16 protein-coding genes are annotated in these 16,306 nt (G+C 63.2%); 10 read left to right on the top strand and 6 right to left on the bottom strand.

Annotated features, from left to right (window positions below; genetic code table 11):
• The 3 genes from AC1RQ9_RS17085 to AC1RQ9_RS17095 form a co-directional block, all read right to left on the bottom strand.
• On the bottom strand, nucleotides 1-386 hold a 386-nt coding region (locus tag AC1RQ9_RS17085; protein WP_485987926.1), incomplete at its 3' end, for a hypothetical protein.
• A gap of 415 nt (nucleotides 387-801) precedes the next feature.
• Nucleotides 802-1,788: an AAA family ATPase gene (locus AC1RQ9_RS17090; RefSeq protein ID WP_019086405.1), complete on the bottom strand. Its 987-nt coding sequence runs from the start codon at nucleotides 1,786-1,788 to the stop codon at nucleotides 802-804.
• A 169-nt stretch (nucleotides 1,789-1,957) separates the two neighbouring features.
• Nucleotides 1,958-2,686, bottom strand: coding sequence for an SDR family oxidoreductase (locus AC1RQ9_RS17095; protein ID WP_485987928.1), 729 nt, complete (start codon nucleotides 2,684-2,686; stop codon nucleotides 1,958-1,960).
• Between the two features lie 225 nt (nucleotides 2,687-2,911).
• Between AC1RQ9_RS17095 and rpmI the strand changes: the two genes are divergently transcribed.
• The 6 genes from rpmI (at nucleotide 2,912) to lpxB (ending at nucleotide 9,719) form a co-directional block, all read left to right on the top strand.
• Nucleotides 2,912-3,115 (top strand): 50S ribosomal protein L35, encoded by a 204-nt coding sequence (gene rpmI, locus AC1RQ9_RS17100; RefSeq protein WP_007400447.1) that lies wholly within the window; start codon nucleotides 2,912-2,914, stop codon nucleotides 3,113-3,115.
• A 14-nt stretch (nucleotides 3,116-3,129) separates the two neighbouring features.
• Nucleotides 3,130-3,486 (top strand): 50S ribosomal protein L20, encoded by a 357-nt coding sequence (rplT, locus tag AC1RQ9_RS17105; protein ID WP_010507784.1) that lies wholly within the window; start codon nucleotides 3,130-3,132, stop codon nucleotides 3,484-3,486.
• 190 nt (nucleotides 3,487-3,676) lie between these two features.
• Nucleotides 3,677-4,747 (top strand): phenylalanine--tRNA ligase subunit alpha, encoded by a 1,071-nt coding sequence (pheS, locus tag AC1RQ9_RS17110; protein ID WP_485987929.1) that lies wholly within the window; start codon nucleotides 3,677-3,679, stop codon nucleotides 4,745-4,747.
• Nucleotides 4,748-4,750: 3 nt separating this feature from the next.
• Complete coding sequence (pheT, locus tag AC1RQ9_RS17115) at nucleotides 4,751-7,213, top strand: phenylalanine--tRNA ligase subunit beta (RefSeq protein ID WP_485987930.1); 2,463 nt, start codon at nucleotides 4,751-4,753, stop codon at nucleotides 7,211-7,213.
• Entirely contained in the window at nucleotides 7,194-8,240 is a 1,047-nt protein-coding gene (gene pstS, locus AC1RQ9_RS17120) for a phosphate ABC transporter substrate-binding protein PstS (protein ID WP_485987931.1), read from the top strand. The genes pheT and pstS overlap by 20 nt, the downstream gene beginning before the upstream one ends.
• 255 nt (nucleotides 8,241-8,495) lie before the next feature.
• The gene (lpxB, locus tag AC1RQ9_RS17125) at nucleotides 8,496-9,719 is read left to right on the top strand and encodes a lipid-A-disaccharide synthase (RefSeq protein ID WP_019086410.1); all 1,224 of its coding nucleotides are present in this window, start codon (nucleotides 8,496-8,498) and stop codon (nucleotides 9,717-9,719) included.
• Here lpxB and AC1RQ9_RS17130 read toward each other — a convergent pair.
• From AC1RQ9_RS17130 to ygfZ, 3 genes are read right to left on the bottom strand one after another with little or no spacing between them, the layout of a single operon-like run.
• Complete coding sequence (locus AC1RQ9_RS17130) at nucleotides 9,664-9,903, bottom strand: hypothetical protein (protein WP_081499965.1); 240 nt, start codon at nucleotides 9,901-9,903, stop codon at nucleotides 9,664-9,666. The genes lpxB and AC1RQ9_RS17130 overlap by 56 nt on opposite strands.
• Entirely contained in the window at nucleotides 9,887-10,306 is a 420-nt protein-coding gene (gene hisI / locus AC1RQ9_RS17135; protein ID WP_019086412.1) for a phosphoribosyl-AMP cyclohydrolase, read from the bottom strand. The genes AC1RQ9_RS17130 and hisI overlap by 17 nt, the downstream gene beginning before the upstream one ends.
• 38 nt (nucleotides 10,307-10,344) lie before the next feature.
• Nucleotides 10,345-11,175 carry a CAF17-like 4Fe-4S cluster assembly/insertion protein YgfZ gene (gene ygfZ, locus AC1RQ9_RS17140; RefSeq protein WP_026018724.1) on the bottom strand — a complete coding sequence of 277 codons (831 nt, stop codon included), beginning with the start codon at nucleotides 11,173-11,175 and terminating at the stop codon, nucleotides 10,345-10,347.
• A gap of 85 nt (nucleotides 11,176-11,260) precedes the next feature.
• On the opposite strand from ygfZ, the gene AC1RQ9_RS17145 reads away from it, so the two are divergent.
• From AC1RQ9_RS17145 to der, 4 genes are all read left to right on the top strand, one after another.
• On the top strand, nucleotides 11,261-12,175 hold the full coding sequence (locus AC1RQ9_RS17145; RefSeq protein WP_019086414.1) for a glycosyltransferase family 9 protein: 915 nt from the start codon (nucleotides 11,261-11,263) through the stop codon (nucleotides 12,173-12,175).
• A 212-nt stretch (nucleotides 12,176-12,387) separates the two neighbouring features.
• On the top strand, nucleotides 12,388-13,083 hold the full coding sequence (locus tag AC1RQ9_RS17150) for a hypothetical protein (RefSeq protein WP_019086415.1): 696 nt from the start codon (nucleotides 12,388-12,390) through the stop codon (nucleotides 13,081-13,083).
• Between the two features lie 40 nt (nucleotides 13,084-13,123).
• Nucleotides 13,124-14,497: a PQQ-like beta-propeller repeat protein gene (locus AC1RQ9_RS17155; RefSeq protein ID WP_193732119.1), complete on the top strand. Its 1,374-nt coding sequence runs from the start codon at nucleotides 13,124-13,126 to the stop codon at nucleotides 14,495-14,497.
• A 16-nt stretch (nucleotides 14,498-14,513) separates the two neighbouring features.
• Complete coding sequence (gene der, locus AC1RQ9_RS17160) at nucleotides 14,514-15,938, top strand: ribosome biogenesis GTPase Der (protein ID WP_010507796.1); 1,425 nt, start codon at nucleotides 14,514-14,516, stop codon at nucleotides 15,936-15,938.
• The last annotated feature ends 368 nt before the right edge of the window (nucleotides 15,939-16,306 follow it).

The raw sequence follows: 16,306 nt of genomic DNA on the forward strand, positions 1-16,306 counted from the left end.
CTAAGGACTTCGGCAGACGGATGGCCGAATGTCTTTTTGTATGGATGGGTATAGTTTGCGTCCATGTTCTCGAGGTATCCCCAGTAATTCCCGTCACCATCAAAGGCAATGGTCGCAAAATTCATGCACATGTGTGGCTGGCATCCGTCAAGATAGGCAATGCCGTTTACGACATGGGCCGGGCCGGTTTCAACGGACAGGAAGTTGATGATGGTCTTGGCGTAATTTCCCGCGATCTTGTGGATGCCTGCAATGATTTCAGGCGCGTGCGGGCCTTTCATGATGGATGAAGGATACTGGTTGTCGGCCCACGAAACATCTTCCGCATGGGCGCCGGCGGACAGCGCCACGGTCATCATGCCAGCCAGCAGCAAGCCCTTTTTCATTATTTCATATCCTTCCATATGGAACCTTCGCCGGTAGTGGCGTCGTGGTATCGGTATTACATAACCGTTTTTCAGCCTGTTCCGGAATGGATAAGTTCTGCCTGAAAGGTGAATATTTTCATACGGAAGGTATTCCCTTTTTGGTGCAGGCTCCTTTTTCTGCATATGAACGGTTTTTTACCAGTGCCTATTCATTTTCAGTCACAATGGAAGTGCGGGCAATGCCTGATACTGACGGGCTGTCTGTCAGGCTGTTTCTATATGGTCGCGGGCATTGGTTCCCAGAAAACATGGTGGGACCGGGATGCAGGCATGGACATGCAGGACATGCGCCCGACCTTTGCGCTAAAGTGAGGATGGGGCAGGGGTCTCATCCATTATCTGCTCACGGCAGTGAATCAAGACCCCTGCCGGGTCAGCATTTCGCCCAGTGCCTGACCTGCTGGTCCACAATGATTTCCACCATGCGCCGCAGCGCGCGCATGTCGCCGGTAAAATTCCGTGCCAGTACGCGCCGTTCCATGCCATCCAGCGTGAACCAGCCCGGGCGCAGGTTCCGGTCCTGCTCGATCTGGCGGATGATGTTCATGGCCAGGGCAGGGGCGTGCGTGGCATCCGGGCTGTCCATATGAATGATATGGCAGCGCGATTTCAGCGGTTCCGACACGGTGGAAAGGTCGTTGGCGGTCAGGACCCACCGCACGCGGCTGACATCAACCGGCACGTTCAGGAAGGCATCCCGGAACTGCCTGCACTCGCCAATGTCCAGGAATTGCAGCAGGGCATTCTGCACGCTGCCAAACCGGCCATCGGTCGGGGCCTTGTCCACTTCGTCAAGGATGATGCACGGATTGGCCAGCCCGGTCGCGGCAAGGTATTCCACGATGGTGGATGGCTTGGCGTCGCCAAATGTCTGGTGCGTGCCGGTCAGGGACAGGGGATCGCCCATCGCGCCGACATTCATGGTCATGACCTCATAACCCAGCATGCGGTAATACATCCGCGCCACCGTGGACTTGCCGCATCCCGGTGGCCCGACCAGCATGACGGGCCGCGCGATGCCGGACGTGCCCCATTCCAGCCATTTCAGGTCGGTTTCCGCCATGGCCCGTACGGCCGCCAGCGCGTGGGGGCAGGCCTGCTCCACTTCCTGAATGCGGGCGCGGATATTGTCCGGTTCGTGCAGCTTGAGGGGATGCGCAAGCCTGCGGACCGATTCATACGGATCGGGCTGGGTTTTGCGCCTGTGCTCCGGAAACTGGTAATGTTCCGGCAGGACACGGATGTAATTATAGGGGTCGGACTGGTAATGCACCGCTTCGGAGAGAGGAGGCGGTTTCTCTTCGTCGTAGGCACCGCTTTCCAGTGCGATCAGGAAATCAAAATCGTCCGATTCTGGCATCTGCTGTCCTCATTATCCCGTTTACATTCCATCTGGCTGGAGTGCACGGTCGTATGAGGAGGCGGAATTTTTTCATGGCCTGACCCTATCATGGATGGTCAGGCCGTTTCCACAACAAATGGCGTCGTGGCTGATGCGCGCGGGGCAATGCCCGCACGCATCCACCCGGTCAGGCGGCCAGGCCACCATCCGTTGTCAGGGCGGAGCCGGTGATGAAGCTGGCTGCAGGGCTGGCGAGGAACGAGACAACGGAGGCGATGTCGCTGACCTTGCCGTATTCCTTGTGGCACATGAAGCTGCACAGCATGTCGGCCGCAGCGCCGGTGGCGGGGTTCATGTCCGTGTCGATCGGGCCGGGCTGGACCACGTTGATGGTGATCCCGCGCGGGCCAAGGTCACGCGCGGCACCCCGGGCAAACCCGTTCAGCGCCGATTTGGACGCCGAATACAGCGAAATCCCGGGGAAGGGAGAACGGTCGGCAAATGTCGATCCGATCAGGATGATCCGACCGCCCTGTGTCATGTGGCGCGCGGCCTCGATGGTTTCGATCATGACGGCGCGGACATTCAGGCCCAGTACCGCATCGACCTGTTCGTCCGTCATCTCGGCCACGTCGCCATAGGGGTAGATGCCGGCATTGCATACCAGCGCGTCGATCCGGCCCATCTCGGCCACCACGCGCTGGATGGCGGCACGGTTGCCATTGCCTTCGCCATCGCAGCGGATGGCCATGCCCCGGCGGCCCATCGCCAGGACTTCCTCGATCGTCTTCTGGGCCGCCTGTTCGTTGCGGGCATAGGAAATGGCGATGTCATAGCCATCCTTCGCCAGTGATTTCGCAATGGCGGCGCCAATGCCGCGGCTGCCGCCGGTAATGTAGGCAACGCGTTGTGTCATTGTGTTTTCTCCTGTTTCCAACCTGTCTTTTTCCCCTACAGCACCGCACGGGCGGGGGAAAGCACACGCATGTGTGCGAAGGGACTTGATCGCGGGGTGCGGGTTGTCTATAGCCTGCCTGTTCGCGCGTCCGGGCCTGTAGGGCATGCCCGGCCGCAATGGAGTGTTTACGTCCGCCTTGAACAGCGGGCGGGAACACGGGCACCAGACATTCAGGAGAAGAAAATGCCCAAGATGAAGACCAAGTCATCGGTCAAGAAGCGGTTCAAGATCACCGCCACCGGCAAGGTGCTGGCAGGTCCCGGCAACAAGCGCCACGGCCTGATCAACCGCTCGCAGAAGATGAAGCGCACGAACCGTGGTTCGCAGGTGCTGACGGAAATGGACGGCCGCACTGTGAAGCAGTGGGCTCCCTACGGTCTGGCATAAGGAGCACCTGAGATATGGCACGTGTGAAACGCGGCGTAACCACCCACGCCCGCCACAAGAAGGTTCTCGAACTCTCCAAGGGTTTTCGGGGCCGTTCCTCCACCAATTACCGCATCGCGCTGGAACGTCTGGAAAAGTCACTCCAGTACGCCTATCGCGACCGTCGCAACAAGAAGCGTGAATTCCGCGCCCTGTGGATCCAGCGCATCAATGCGGCCGTGCGTGAACATGGCCTGACCTACAGCCGTTTCATCAACGGTCTGGACAAGGCCGGCATCGAGATCGACCGCAAGGTCCTCGCCGCCATTGCTTTTGACGATGCAGCAACCTTCGCTGAAATCGTAAAGAAGGCGCAGGCCGCTCTGGCCTGATCCCTGTCCTACGCCCGCGTGGCGACAGGTCCACGAAACGGGTCGTCCCAACGGACGGCCCGTTTTGTTTTTAATGCAATGCCCGTGCCGCACCCGTTGGTGGTGGCGGGCACAATTCCATGCGCCGGGTCTGGCCCGCCGGTAGATATCCCTTTGCCAGCCCGCCCGACGTGAGCCTGTGCGAGGTGCTATGAGTGACGATCTCGAAACCCTGAGGGAACAGACAGTTCAGGCACTCGCTGCCGCGACCGACCAGCGCGAATGGGACGCGGTGCGCGTCGGCACGCTGGGCAAGTCGGGCAAGCTGACCGCACTCCTCAAGCAGCTTGGGCGCATGACACCGGATGAGCGGCGCACGCGGGGTGCCGCGCTGAACCGCCTGCGTGACGAACTGACCCGCCTGATCGAGGCGCGTGGACAGGAACTGGAGACAGCGGCGCTGAATGCCCGCCTGGCGGCCGAGCGCGTGGACGTGACACTGCCCTGCGCGCCGGAAGCAGAAGGCGCCCTGCACCCCATCACCCGCACGATCGAGGAAATGGCCGCCATTTTCGGCGCAATGGGCTTCCAGATCGCCGAAGGTCCGGATATCGAGAGCGACTGGCACAATTTCTCGGCCCTGAACACGCCATCGCACCATCCCGCCCGTACGGATCAGGACACCTTCTACCTGCCGCCCGAAGCCGAGGGCCAGCCCGAACGCGTGCTGCGCACCCAGACATCGGGCGTGCAGATCCGCACCATGCTGGGGCATGAACCACCCATCCGCATCATCGCCCCCGGTCGCACCTACCGCGCCGACCATGACGCCACCCATTCGCCCATGTTCCATCAGTGCGAGGGACTGGTGATCGAGAAGGGGATCACGCTGGGCCACCTCAAGGGTTGCCTGTCGGATTTCCTGCGCGCGTTTTTCCAGATGCCGAACCTGCCGGTGCGCTTCCGTGCGTCCTATTTCCCCTTTACCGAGCCATCCATGGAAATCGATATCGGCTGGTCACGTAAAACCGGCCAGATCGGCGCGGGTGATGACTGGCTGGAAGTACTGGGCGCCGGCATGGTCCACCCCCGCGTGCTGGCCAATTGCGGGCTGGATGCGCGGGAATGGCAGGGCTTTGCCTTTGGCATGGGGATCGAGCGCCTGACCATGCTGCGCCACGGCATTCCCGACCTGCGGTCGTTTTACGAAAGCGATGTCCGCTGGCTGCGCCATTACGGCACCAGTCCCCTGTCTCCCGCCCTGCTGCACGAAGGTCTGTGATCGATGAAGTTTTCCCTGTCATGGCTGCGCACGCATCTTGAGACCACGGCGACGGTGGAAGAAATCTGCGCCACGCTGAACACCATCGGGCTGGAAGTCGAAGGCGTTGAAGACCCCGGCGCGTCCCTTGCCTCCTTCCGCACCGCCCGCATTGTCGAAGCGGTCCAGCACCCCAATGCCGACCGCCTGCGCGTGTGTCAGGTCGATGCGGGCGAGGGGTTCGAACGCGTGCAGGTCGTCTGCGGCGCACCCAACGCGCGTGCGGGCCTGCATGTGATCTTTGCCCCGCCCGGCACCTTCATTCCCGCCAGCGGCATCACCATCAAGGCTGGCAAGCTGCGGGGGGAGACCAGTGGCGGCATGCTGTGCTCGCTGCGTGAACTGGGACTGGGCGAGGAAAGCGACGGCATTGCCGAACTGCCCGAAGGCACCGCGCCGGGGCAGTCCTATCCCCTGTTTGCCAAACTGGATGATCCGGTCATCGATATCGCGATCACCCCCAACCGTGGCGACGCGCTGGCGGTGCGTGGGGTTGCGCGCGACCTTGCCGCAGCGGGTCTTGGCACCCTGAAGCCGTGGCTTGCGGAAACGGTGGAAGGGCGCTTTGAAACCCCCATCAACTGGCGCATTACCTTCCCCGAAGCCTGCCCGTGGGTACTGGGGCGCGTCATTCGTGGCGTGAAGAACGGTCCCAGCCCGGAATGGCTGAAGCAGCGGCTGGAATCCGTCGGCCTGCGCCCGGTTTCCGCGCTGGTGGACATCACCAATTTCTTTGCTTTCGACCTTGGCCGGCCGCTGCACGTGTTCGACGTGGACAAACTGATGGGCAATGAACTGACCATCTGCCGAGGTGCTGGCGAAACCTTTGCCGCGCTGGATGGCAGCGAACATGTCATGACGCCCGATGACTGCGTGATTGCCGACGCGCGCGGCGTGCAGTCGCTGGCCGGTATCATGGGCGGGGCTGAAAGCGGCGTCAGTGATGACACCACGGATGTATTCGTGGAATGCGCGCTGTTCGATCCGGTGATCATTGCCCTGTCGGGGCGGCGGCACAACCTGCATTCCGATGCACGCCAGCGGTTCGAGCGTGGTGTGGATCAGGCAATGCCGCCCGCGGCGCTGGAAGCCGCGACGCGCATGATCCTTGACCTGTGTGGCGGGGAGGCGGGCAGCGTGGTTTCCGCTGGGGCTGAACCGGCATGGCAGCGGCAGGCGCATCTGGAATTCGCCCGTCTGGAAACGTTGGGCGGACTGGTGGAAGAACCCGATCACGCCGTGCATCTGCTGGAAGGTCTTGGGTTCAGGGTGCGCGAATGCGATGCGCGGCATGTGGTGGTGGATGTGCCATCGTGGCGCAATGACATCGCAACGCCCATGCTGCTGGACCAGCAGCCCGACCTGCCGCCCGCCCGCGCGCAGGCCGCCGCCGAGGGAGCGGGGGCGATTGACCCCGAAGTGGACCTGATCGAGGAAGTGCTGCGCCTGCGTGGCCTGGACAGCGTGCCTGCCGTGTCCCTGCCGGTGGGCAACGCCGTGCCGGTGCCGGCCTTCACCCCGCGTCAGAGCCGTGTCGCCAGCCTGCGTCGCCAGCTTGCCGCGCGCGGGTTGCTGGAAACGGTAGGCTTTTCGTTTGTAGCACAGGAACAGGCGGCCGAATTTGGTGAGACGCCCACGGACCTGCATCTGCTCAACCCGATTGCGGCTGATCTGGACCAGATGCGGCCCACACCACTGGTCAACCTTCTGGCGGCGGTAAAGAGCAACGCGGCGCGTGGCTATCCCGATCTTGGCCTGTTTGAAGTCGGCCCCGGTTTCGGCCCCGATGGGCAGAAGCTGGTGGCCGCCGGGATCCGTAGCGGCCATTCCCCCCGTCTGCCCGGACAGGCGGCGCAACCGGTGGACCTGTGGCAGGCCAAGGCCGATGCGCTGGCGGGACTGTCCGCCATGGGGGCCGCGATGGAGGGGCTGGGCATTACCACGGATGCTCCATCCTATTACCATCCCGGGCGCTCGGGCGTGATCCGGCAGGGGCCGAAGCTGGTACTGGGGCATTTCGGGCAGTTGCATCCCGCCCTGCTGGCGAAGCGTGGGATCGACGTGCCGGTATGTGCGTTCACGCTGTATCCCGATGCGGTTCCCGAACCCAGGCGCAAGCGCAGGGCGCCACCCGCGCTGTCCACCTTCCAGCCGCTCAAGCGTGATTTCGCCTTTGTGGTGGCGGCCGATATCCCGGCGGAAAAGCTGCTGAAGGCCGTCAGGGGGGCCGAGCGCAACCTGATTGTGGCCGTCAGCCTGTTTGATGTTTACGAGGGCGACAAGATCCCGGCGGGGCACAAGTCGCTGGGCGTGGAGATAACCCTTCAGCCAATGGACAGGACCCTGACCGATGCGGAAATCGAAGCTGTCTGTGATCGGGTGGTCGCAGCCGCACAGAAAAGCTGCAATGCCGTCCTGCGTGGCTGAACGGCGCCGGGTGCGCGGCGCCCGTCGCGGCATCGGGCTGGGGGCAGCGGTGGCGCTGGGCCTGGTTGGTGCCACAACCGCCCATGCCACTGAAATCATCGGGGCCGGGTCCAGCTTCGGCGCGCCCATTTACGGGGCATGGGGGGAAGGGGCCGCACATGCGACGGATATCCGCCTGAATTACCAGACCATCGGATCGGGCGCGGGGCAAAATCAGGTCAAGGCCCGCACGGTGGATTTCGGTGCATCCGACGCACCCATGACGGCGGCGCAACTGGCGCAGTTCCACCTGATCCAGTTTCCCACGGTCATGGGTGCGATCGTGCCGGTGGTGAACCTGCCAGGCGTGGATAGCAGTCAGCTGCACCTGACGGGGGAACTGCTGGCGCAACTTTATGCGGGGGACATCACCATGTGGAATGATCCCCGCATTGTCGCGGAAAACCCGGATCTGCCCCTGCCTGCCATCCCGGTGGCCCCGGTGCGGCGCGCGGACGGGTCGGGCACGACGTTCGTGTTTACGTCCTACCTTGGCCGTGTTTCCCCCCGATGGGCACAGGCGCAGGGCAGCGGGACATCCATTGAATGGCCGGTGGGCGAGGGCGCGCGTGGCAATGACGGCATCGCCGCCGCCGTGCGCAATACCGAAGGCAGTATCGGCTATCTGGAATATGCCTATGCGGCGGGCAACCATATGGCGATTGCCGAAATGCGCAATCATCATGGCGACCTGGTCTCTGCCGGGCCGGACAGTTTCGCGCAGGCCGTCACCACTGCGCACTGGGCGGGCGATGACAGCCATTCCGCCGATGTGCTGGATGGGGATGGTCCGGGCGCATGGCCCATCATGGCCGCGACCTATGTGCTGATCCCGACCGACCGGGCCGATACGCCACAGGGCAGGGCGGTGCGTGCGTTCTTTGACTGGAGCATGCAGCACGGTAATGACGCGGCCCTCGCGCTGCGTTATGTCCCGTTGCCGGATGATATCCGGGTGACCATACGCGACCTGCTTAAAACGCACTGAAAAAAAGAACGCCACGGCATGCCAGTGCCGTGGTGGAGCCGCCTGTAATTTGTGCGATGCCTTGAAAATCATGAAGAAGTCTTTGGTGAAGCTTTTTTCAAAAAGCCTCAAAGAACGCCGCCTTTTTGAAAAAAGGCGTCCCCCAAAAACTTTCATTACCTTTTATCAATGGATCTGTTTGGGGCGTGGGTTCCGTCCCCTGTTTTTACAACAGGCATTTGCGCTACCTGATCCGACACGATAAGCCGGTCAGGCATGACTGATACTTCCCCCACGCGCGCGTCGTCCACGCCGGTTTCCATCAGCCCCACCATCTGGATCATGGCTGGGGAGGCGAGTGGCGACGTGCTGGGCGGTCGCCTTATGGCGGCCCTGCGCGTGCTATGCCCCAATGTGCGGTTTGCCGGGATTGGCGGGGAACGCATGCAGGCACAGGGGCTGCATACGCTGTTCCCGTTGCGTGACCTTGCCGTCATGGGCCTGATGGAAGTGCTGCCCAAAATCCGGCACCTGTCGCGCAGGCTGGATCAGGCGGTGGCGGATATTACCGACCGGCGGCCCGATCTGGTCATTACCATCGACAGTCCCGGCTTTACCCTGCGGCTGCTGCGTCGGATCGCGCCCCTGTCCATTCCCCGCCTGCATTATGTCGCCCCGCAGGTCTGGGCATGGCGTGAACACAGGGTGCGCGAATTTCCCGGCCTATGGGAACGCATGCTGTGCCTGTTGCCGTTTGAACCCGAATTCTTCGCCCGCCACGGGATCGAGGCACGTTTTGTCGGCCATCCCGTGCTGCAGTCCGGGGCGGATACCGGCTCCGGTCCCGCCTTTCGCGCCCGCCACGGTATTGCGGCGGATGCGCCGGTGCTGGTGCTGATGCCCGGCAGCCGCCGGTCCGAAGCGCCGCGCCTGCTGCCGGTATTCGGGCGCATGCTGGCCATCCTGCAGGCGCGCGCCCCCGGTATCGTACCCGTGGTGCCGGTCGCCCCGGTCATTGCGGATATCGTGCGCAGGGGTGTTGCGAAATGGCCGGTGCGGCCGATTATCGTGACGGATGTGGATGACAAGCATGACGCGTTCGCCGCAGCCGATGCGGCATTGACCAAATCGGGCACGTCCACGCTGGAACTGGCCATTGCCAATGTGCCCATGGCGGTGACCTACCGGGTCAATCCGCTGACTGCCGCCATGGCGCGGCGGCTGATCCGGGTGCCGTACGTGGCCATGGTCAACCTGCTGTCAGGCCACAGGCTGGTGCCTGAACTGCTGCAGGAACGCTGCACGCCCGAACTGCTGGCGCAGACCGTTGAACGCCTGCTGGCGGATCAGCAGAGCCGTAGCCTGCAGCGGGCGGGGTTTGGCCGGATCCGCGCCGCTCTGCGCGGACCCGGTGCGGAGCCGGCGCAGGCTGCGGCGGCCGAGATCATGGATTTGCTGGCGCCTGCCCCGGTGCAGGGGGCGGGGGCGCACCCGGCGTAGCGGGGGCTGAGGCACCGGGCGGCAGTGGCTCGTTTTCCGTGATCAGGGCGTGCAGTTCCGCGCGTAGCATGAATACGCCCATGATGATGGTGCCCAGCACGGTAATGCCGATCCAGACCAGCTTGCTGATCTGCTCGCGCTTTTCCTCGTCATCCACCACTGTTCTGTCAGGCTTTTTTGCCATAGAGCGCCTCCGCCGCTATTTCCGGTTGGGTTATTTCCACAATCCCTTCGGGGCGCAGTGCATTGTAGAAACAGCTGCGCCGTCCGGTATGGCAGGCAACACCCTTCTGGTCCACCAGCAGCAGAACGGCGTCACGGTCACAGTCCAGGCGGGCGTCAAGCAGCGTCTGCACCTGTCCCGATGTTTCGCCCTTGCGCCACAGGCCACGGCGGCTGCGTGAATAATAGCATACACGGCCGGTGCGCAGCGTTTCATCCAGTGCTTCGGCATTCATCCATGCCAGCATCAGCACCTCGCCACTGTCATGCTGCTGGGCGATGGCCGCGATCAGGCCGTCTTCATTGAACTTGACCCGGTCGATCATGGCCGCACGAACCGCCTGGTCCGGGGGAGTATAGGGCATGTCTCTCTAACCTTGAAAAAAGCAGGGTGGACGTATTGCTATTCCGCCCTGGCGGGCAGGGCAAACCACTGGGGCACATGCACGTGAAGCGCGTGCCCTTCCGTGGTCAGGTCCGTATCGTTGATGTGTTCGTTGCGGATCATCGCCATGCCGACCTTGTCGCGGGAGGAACGCATTTCCCCCACCGTGGCCGTGCCGGACAGGATGGGCGTGCCGGGGGCGGGCAGTTCATGGTGGGACGTTACCGGCAGCAGGTGACGGCGCACCAGCCCACGATACCGGGTGCGCGCGGTCAGTTCCTGACCCATGTAACAACCCTTGGTCCATGAAATGCCATTCAGCTGGTCAAAATTGGCTTCCAGCAGCAGGGTCTTGCCACTTTCGCAGTCCCGCACGCCATCAGGCAGGCCAAGCGACAGGCGCAGGTGGTCATAATCGACATCATCCGCCGAGGGGCTGGCAACGGGGTGACCCAGCAGGAACCGCCACCCTGCCTGTGGCAGGCGCGGGTCAGGGGCGGCGGGATAGCCCTCGGGTGCGGTAAAGTCTTCCCCCCATGCGGCGTGGACGGCGTATCCCGTCTCGCTGATCTCCACATCCGCGCGCAGGCGGTAGCGCGACAGGCGCTGGCGCAGCATGGCGGCCTGTGTCGCGTCACAATCGACCAGCAGGCGCACGCCCTCGGGGTCGGCAAAGACAAAGAAATCGGCCAGCCATTTGCCCTGTGCCGACAGGAAGGCGGTCCACACGGCACGGCCGGGTGCGACCGTTGTCATGTCGTTGGACACCAGTCCCTGCAGGAAGGAGACGCGATCCGCGCCCGAAATGCTGAGCACGGCGCGATCAGGAAGATGAGCAATTCTGGCCATATGCGCAATCTGGCCATGCCCGTGCCCGCAGGCAAGGGGTAAAGAGAGGTTGGCACATAAGCAAAACCTGACTAGCACCACGAAAATGCATATCCTGTTCATCACATCCACCCGACTGGGGGATGCCATCCTGTCCACCGGGCTGCTGGACACGCTGCTGCGGCGTTATCCGCAGGCGGATTTCACCATTGCCTGCGGGCCGGTGGCGGCCGGGCTGTTCGCGCATATGCCACGCCGCGTACGCACCATCGAAATGGTCAAGCAGCCATGGGACCGCCACTGGCTGGAACTGTGGCGGCAGTGCCGGGGGATGAAATGGGACCTGTGCGTGGACCTGCGCGGGTCGATTGTCAGCTATTTCCTGCGCGTCGGCACGCGCCATGTCATGCGCGGCGGGCGCAGGCCGGGGCGGCGCATTACCCATATCGGCAACCTGCTGGGTCTTGACCCGGCACCCCTGCCGGTTGTGTGGACCAGTGTGGCGGAACGTGCGCAGGCTGCCGAAATGCTGCCCGACGGGCCGCGCTGGATCGCCTTGGGCCCCACTGCCAACTGGGATGGCAAGATCTGGCCTGCCGAACGGTTTGTCGCGGTGTTCAGGGCGCTTCATGAAGATGATCCATCCCTGCGGCCGGTGATCCTGTACGGACCGGGGCAGGGCGAACGCGCGCGCGCGCAGGCCGTACTGGATCAGTTGCCTGATGCGCTGGATACGGGGGGCAACCTGTCGGTGACACAGGTGGCGGCGCTGCTGGGACGCTGCACGCTGTTCATCGGCAATGATTCGGGATTGATGCACCTGGCGGCGGCGTGCGGGATTCCCACGCTGGGCCTGTTCGGGCGCAGCCGGGCGTCGGAATATGCGCCATCCGGACCGTGGGCACGCGTGGCCATGGCCCCCGGCCCGGTGGGCAATGCCCCGATGGAAGGCCTGGCTGTTGCGCAGGTCGTGACCACCGCCCGGGCGCTGCTGCGTGACAGATGGGGACGGAAACGGTGAAAAACCCGAACTTTTTGCATTTCCACCATCCTTACGGCTGGCGGTGGAAAACGGGTCGGTCTATGTGATCGGACAGGCAGGGTGGCCCATGATGGCGCATCCATCCTGACATGGTGGTTTGCCGTGCCGTTTCAGGCCGGATATGGTGGGGCCGACAATTACGACGCGCCGTGCGCATGGCGCCGCGCAAGCGAGCAGGGAACGACAGGAACGTGGCTGACGACATCTTCACGGAAGTCGATGAGGAAATCCGTGCCGAACGCATCCGGGCGCTGGCGCGCCGCTATCTGGTTGTCGCGGGCGCCGTGGTCGCGGTGGTATGCATCGGGGCCGGGGGGTGGCAGTATTCCGTCTCCCGCGCGCACAAGGCGGATGCGGCGGTCTCGGCAGCCTATTTCACCGCAATGCAGGATACCGCCCGCGCGCCCGACAACGGGGGGATCGATGGCCCGCTGACCGCACGCCAGAAAACCGGGCTGCAGGAACTTGAGGCGCTGGATGGCAGGGCGCGGCCACCGCTGCGCATCCTTGCGCGGATGGAACGCGCGGCCCTGCTGGCCAACAGCGGCAGCCTGCCTGCCGCCCTGTCCCTGTGGGATGGCGTGGCGCAGGAACATGCCACCGACCCTGTCATCGCCTCGCTCGCCAGCCTGCTGTGGGTCCAGCACCAGATCGACAGCGGCGATCCCGCCACCCTGCGTTCACGCCTTGCGGTGCTTGATGGCGCGGGCCAGCCATGGCGCGCCCAGGCCATTGAGGCCGAGGCCATGCTTGACCTGCGCACCGGAAAGGAAGCGGATGCCCGCGCCAGGCTGGAACGCCTGACCATGGACATGTCCGTAACCGATGGCGTGCGCAACCGTGCCGAAGCCATGCTGCAGACCATGGGGGCGGACGCAGGTGGCTAGCCCGACCCATGACACCCCCATGCCCACAGACAGGAAAACCATGAAACCAGCCCTGAGCCGCCGCCACGCGTTACTTGGTGCCGGGGCTGCGCTGCTGCCCGCCCTGGCGGCCTGTTCCAGTGCACAGAAAAAGAAGCCGTTGCTGATCGGCCACCGTTCCGACGTGCTGCAGACCAAGGCCGGCCTGACGGTTGACCCCGATGAAACGCAGGCCGTGACCGTGCCCGCCCCCACGGCGCTGAACGCATGGCCGCAATCGGGCGTCAATCCCGACCATGTGGGCATGGACATCGCCTGGCGCGGGACCATGCAGCATGAATGGACGCATGACATCGGTGCCGGCATTTCCGAACCGGAGCCCCTGTATTACGTCGCCCTGGGTACGAGCGGGCGCGGCATCATCCAGGCGCCGCCGGTGGTCCAGAACGGCCGTATTTTCGTCATGGATGCACAGGGCGTGATCCGGGCCTACCGCTGGCCCGCCATGCACAAGCTGTGGGAATACAACCCCAAGCCGCGCAAGATGCGTTCGGACAACCTGGGCGGCGGGATCAGTGTCGATGGCGATACGCTGTATGTTGTTGACGGCATAGGTCAGGCGCTGGCGCTGGATGCCGCGACGGGCAAGCTGAAATGGCGGGTCAATATCCAGACCCCCGGCCGGTCGGCGCCCACCGTCGTCAATGGCCGCCTGTTCCTTGGCACCATTGACGAACACCTGTACTGCCTTGATGCCGAAAACGGCAACGTGCTGTGGACATACGCGGCAACCGCCGCCGATACCATCATATATGGCCAGCCCGCCCCGGCCGTGGCGGATGGTGTCGTGCTGGCCGGTTTCGGCTCGGGCGACCTGGTGGCGCTGCGTGCCGAAGGTGGCGAAGTGGTGTGGGCCGACACGCTGGGCAGCACCAACGGGCAGCAGGCGCTGATCGATTTTTCGTGCGTGCATGGCATGCCGGTCATTGCCGATGGCACGGCCTATGCCATAAGCACCGGCGCGGTGCTGGTGGCCATTGACATGCGTTCGGGCCGCAGGCTGTGGGAACGCGGCATTTCGGGGCAGAACACGCCGCTGGTGATCGGGGACTGGATCTTCCTTATCTCCATGGACCAGCAGGTGGCCTGCCTTGACCGGCTTTCGGGCCATGTCCGCTGGATCACGCAGTTGCGCCAGTACGAAAATTCCGACAAGCAGAAGCGTGGTATCGTGTGGAATGGCCCGCTGCTGGCGGGGGGCAAGCTGGTGTTCATTTCCAGCTTCCCCGAAAACGGGGTCGCCATCATTGATCCGGCGCAGGGGCATATCGAATCCCTGCACAAATTGCCCGGTCAGGTGACGACCGCGCCCATCGTGGTGGATAATCTGCTGTTACTGCTGGACAATAACGGCTACCTTATCGCCTATAGTTAAAAAGAAAGTTGCCGCAGTGAGTTCATCTTTTCCATCCGCGCCAGTGGATGCGCTGCCGGTTGTCGTGATCGCGGGCAGGCCAAATGTCGGTAAGTCGACCATTTTCAACCGACTGGTCGGTCGCAGGCAGGCGCTTGTGGCCGATACCCCCGGCGTAACCCGCGACCGCAAGGAAGGGCAGGCCGTCGTGCGTGGCCGCGCCATTCGCATCATCGATACGGCGGGGCTGGAAGAAGCGGCCCCCGACACGCTGTACGGCCGTATGCGGGCATCTTCCGAATCCGCGGTGGCGGATGCGGACCTTGTGCTGTTCTGCATTGATGCGCGCAGTGGCCTGACACCGGCGGATGAGCATTTCGCCAACTGGCTGCGCCGGCAGGGCCGGCCCGTGCTGCTGATCGCCAACAAGGCGGAGGGCCGGCAGGGCGCCGCCGCGGCCATGGAGGCATTTTCGCTGGGCCTTGGCGCGCCGCTGGCCATTTCGGCCGAGCATGGGGAAGGTGTTGCCGACCTCATGTCCGAAATCGCCGACCGCCTGCCGCCTACCGACCTGCCGCCGGTGCAAAAAGCCAACCGCCGCACCCGCCGCGAACAGGCGGAAGGTGAGGAAGAGGAGGATATCCGTCCCCCCGGTCCGCTGCGTCTTGCCATTGTCGGCCGTCCCAATGCGGGCAAGTCCACGCTGCTGAACCGTCTGCTGGGTGAGGAACGGATGATTACCGGTCCGGAGCCGGGACTTACGCGCGATTCCATTGCCGTCATGCTGCATGATGACCAGGGGCCGATCCAGCTGGTTGACACCGCCGGCCTGCGCCGCAAGGCACGGATTGACGAGACGCTGGAGAAGATGTCCGTCTCCGCCTCGATCGAGGCGCTGAAAATGGCGGAGGTCGTCATCCTTGTGCTTGATGCGACGCTGGGGGTGCATGAACAGGACCTGCAGATCGCCCGCCTGATCGAACGTGAAGGCCGGTGCTGCGTGTTGGCGCTGAACAAATGGGACGCGGTGGAGGACCGGGCCGCGACCCGGCAGGCCATCAAGGACCGTATCGAGACGTCGCTGGCGCAGATGCGCGGCATACCCGTCGTCGCGTTTTCCGCCATGACGGGGGCGGGGATCAACAAACTGCTGCCGACCGTGCGTCGCGCCTATGACATCTGGAACCGCCGTGTCGCGACCGGTGCGCTGAACCGGTGGTTCGAGATGATGATTGAACGCCATCCGCCGCCGCTGGTCGATGGCCGCAGGCTCAAGCTGCGCTACATCACGCAGGCCAAGGCCCGCCCGCCCACGTTTATCGTGTTCGGCACCCGTACGGACCAGTTGCCCGAGGATTACCAGCGTTATCTGGTCAACGGCCTGCGTGAGACCTTCGACCTGCCCGGCACGCCAATCCGGCTGCTGCTGCGCGCGTCAAGCAATCCCTACGCCAGAAGCTAGGCTCAGGCCCTGTTAATTTATTGAATGAGAGGCGATTGGTGATTTACAGGTTTGCATGGTGGCAATCCTGTGAGTGATCTGTTTTGATGACCTGAAAATCAGATGACACGGATTTTTACAGCCCTGATGGAAAAGGCTGGCCCGTTGAAGTATTTGATGATTGATGTGACACACCTGCAAACGCACCGGACAGCGGCCTCGCCGCTTTAAAAAGGTTTTTTCCGCCCTTTCGGCCTGATAAAAGGCGGTCTCTTGTTTAAGAGACTGTTTGAAAACAACGCATTGGTAAAAGACAATAAAAGTTCTTTCGGGGCGCCTTTTCCCAAAAAGCTTTACTAAAAATGTCTTTTAGTTTTCAGGTGCCTGTC

It is taken from the genome of Komagataeibacter ossonobensis (genome assembly GCF_057359305.1).

Coding starts and splice junctions, on each gene's coding strand:
- AC1RQ9_RS17090 (WP_019086405.1), bottom strand. CDS start 1,788: ATGCCAGAATCGGACGATTTTGATTTCCTGATCGCACTGGAAAGCGGT.
- AC1RQ9_RS17095 (WP_485987928.1), bottom strand. CDS start 2,686: ATGACACAACGCGTTGCCTACATTACCGGCGGCAGCCGCGGCATTGGC.
- rpmI (WP_007400447.1), top strand. CDS start 2,912: ATGCCCAAGATGAAGACCAAGTCATCGGTCAAGAAGCGGTTCAAGATC.
- rplT (WP_010507784.1), top strand. CDS start 3,130: ATGGCACGTGTGAAACGCGGCGTAACCACCCACGCCCGCCACAAGAAG.
- pheS (WP_485987929.1), top strand. CDS start 3,677: ATGAGTGACGATCTCGAAACCCTGAGGGAACAGACAGTTCAGGCACTC.
- pheT (WP_485987930.1), top strand. CDS start 4,751: ATGAAGTTTTCCCTGTCATGGCTGCGCACGCATCTTGAGACCACGGCG.
- pstS (WP_485987931.1), top strand. CDS start 7,194: ATGCCGTCCTGCGTGGCTGAACGGCGCCGGGTGCGCGGCGCCCGTCGC.
- lpxB (WP_019086410.1), top strand. CDS start 8,496: ATGACTGATACTTCCCCCACGCGCGCGTCGTCCACGCCGGTTTCCATC.
- AC1RQ9_RS17130 (WP_081499965.1), bottom strand. CDS start 9,903: ATGGCAAAAAAGCCTGACAGAACAGTGGTGGATGACGAGGAAAAGCGC.
- hisI (WP_019086412.1), bottom strand. CDS start 10,306: ATGCCCTATACTCCCCCGGACCAGGCGGTTCGTGCGGCCATGATCGAC.
- ygfZ (WP_026018724.1), bottom strand. CDS start 11,175: ATGGCCAGAATTGCTCATCTTCCTGATCGCGCCGTGCTCAGCATTTCG.
- AC1RQ9_RS17145 (WP_019086414.1), top strand. CDS start 11,261: ATGCATATCCTGTTCATCACATCCACCCGACTGGGGGATGCCATCCTG.
- AC1RQ9_RS17155 (WP_193732119.1), top strand. CDS start 13,124: ATGAAACCAGCCCTGAGCCGCCGCCACGCGTTACTTGGTGCCGGGGCT.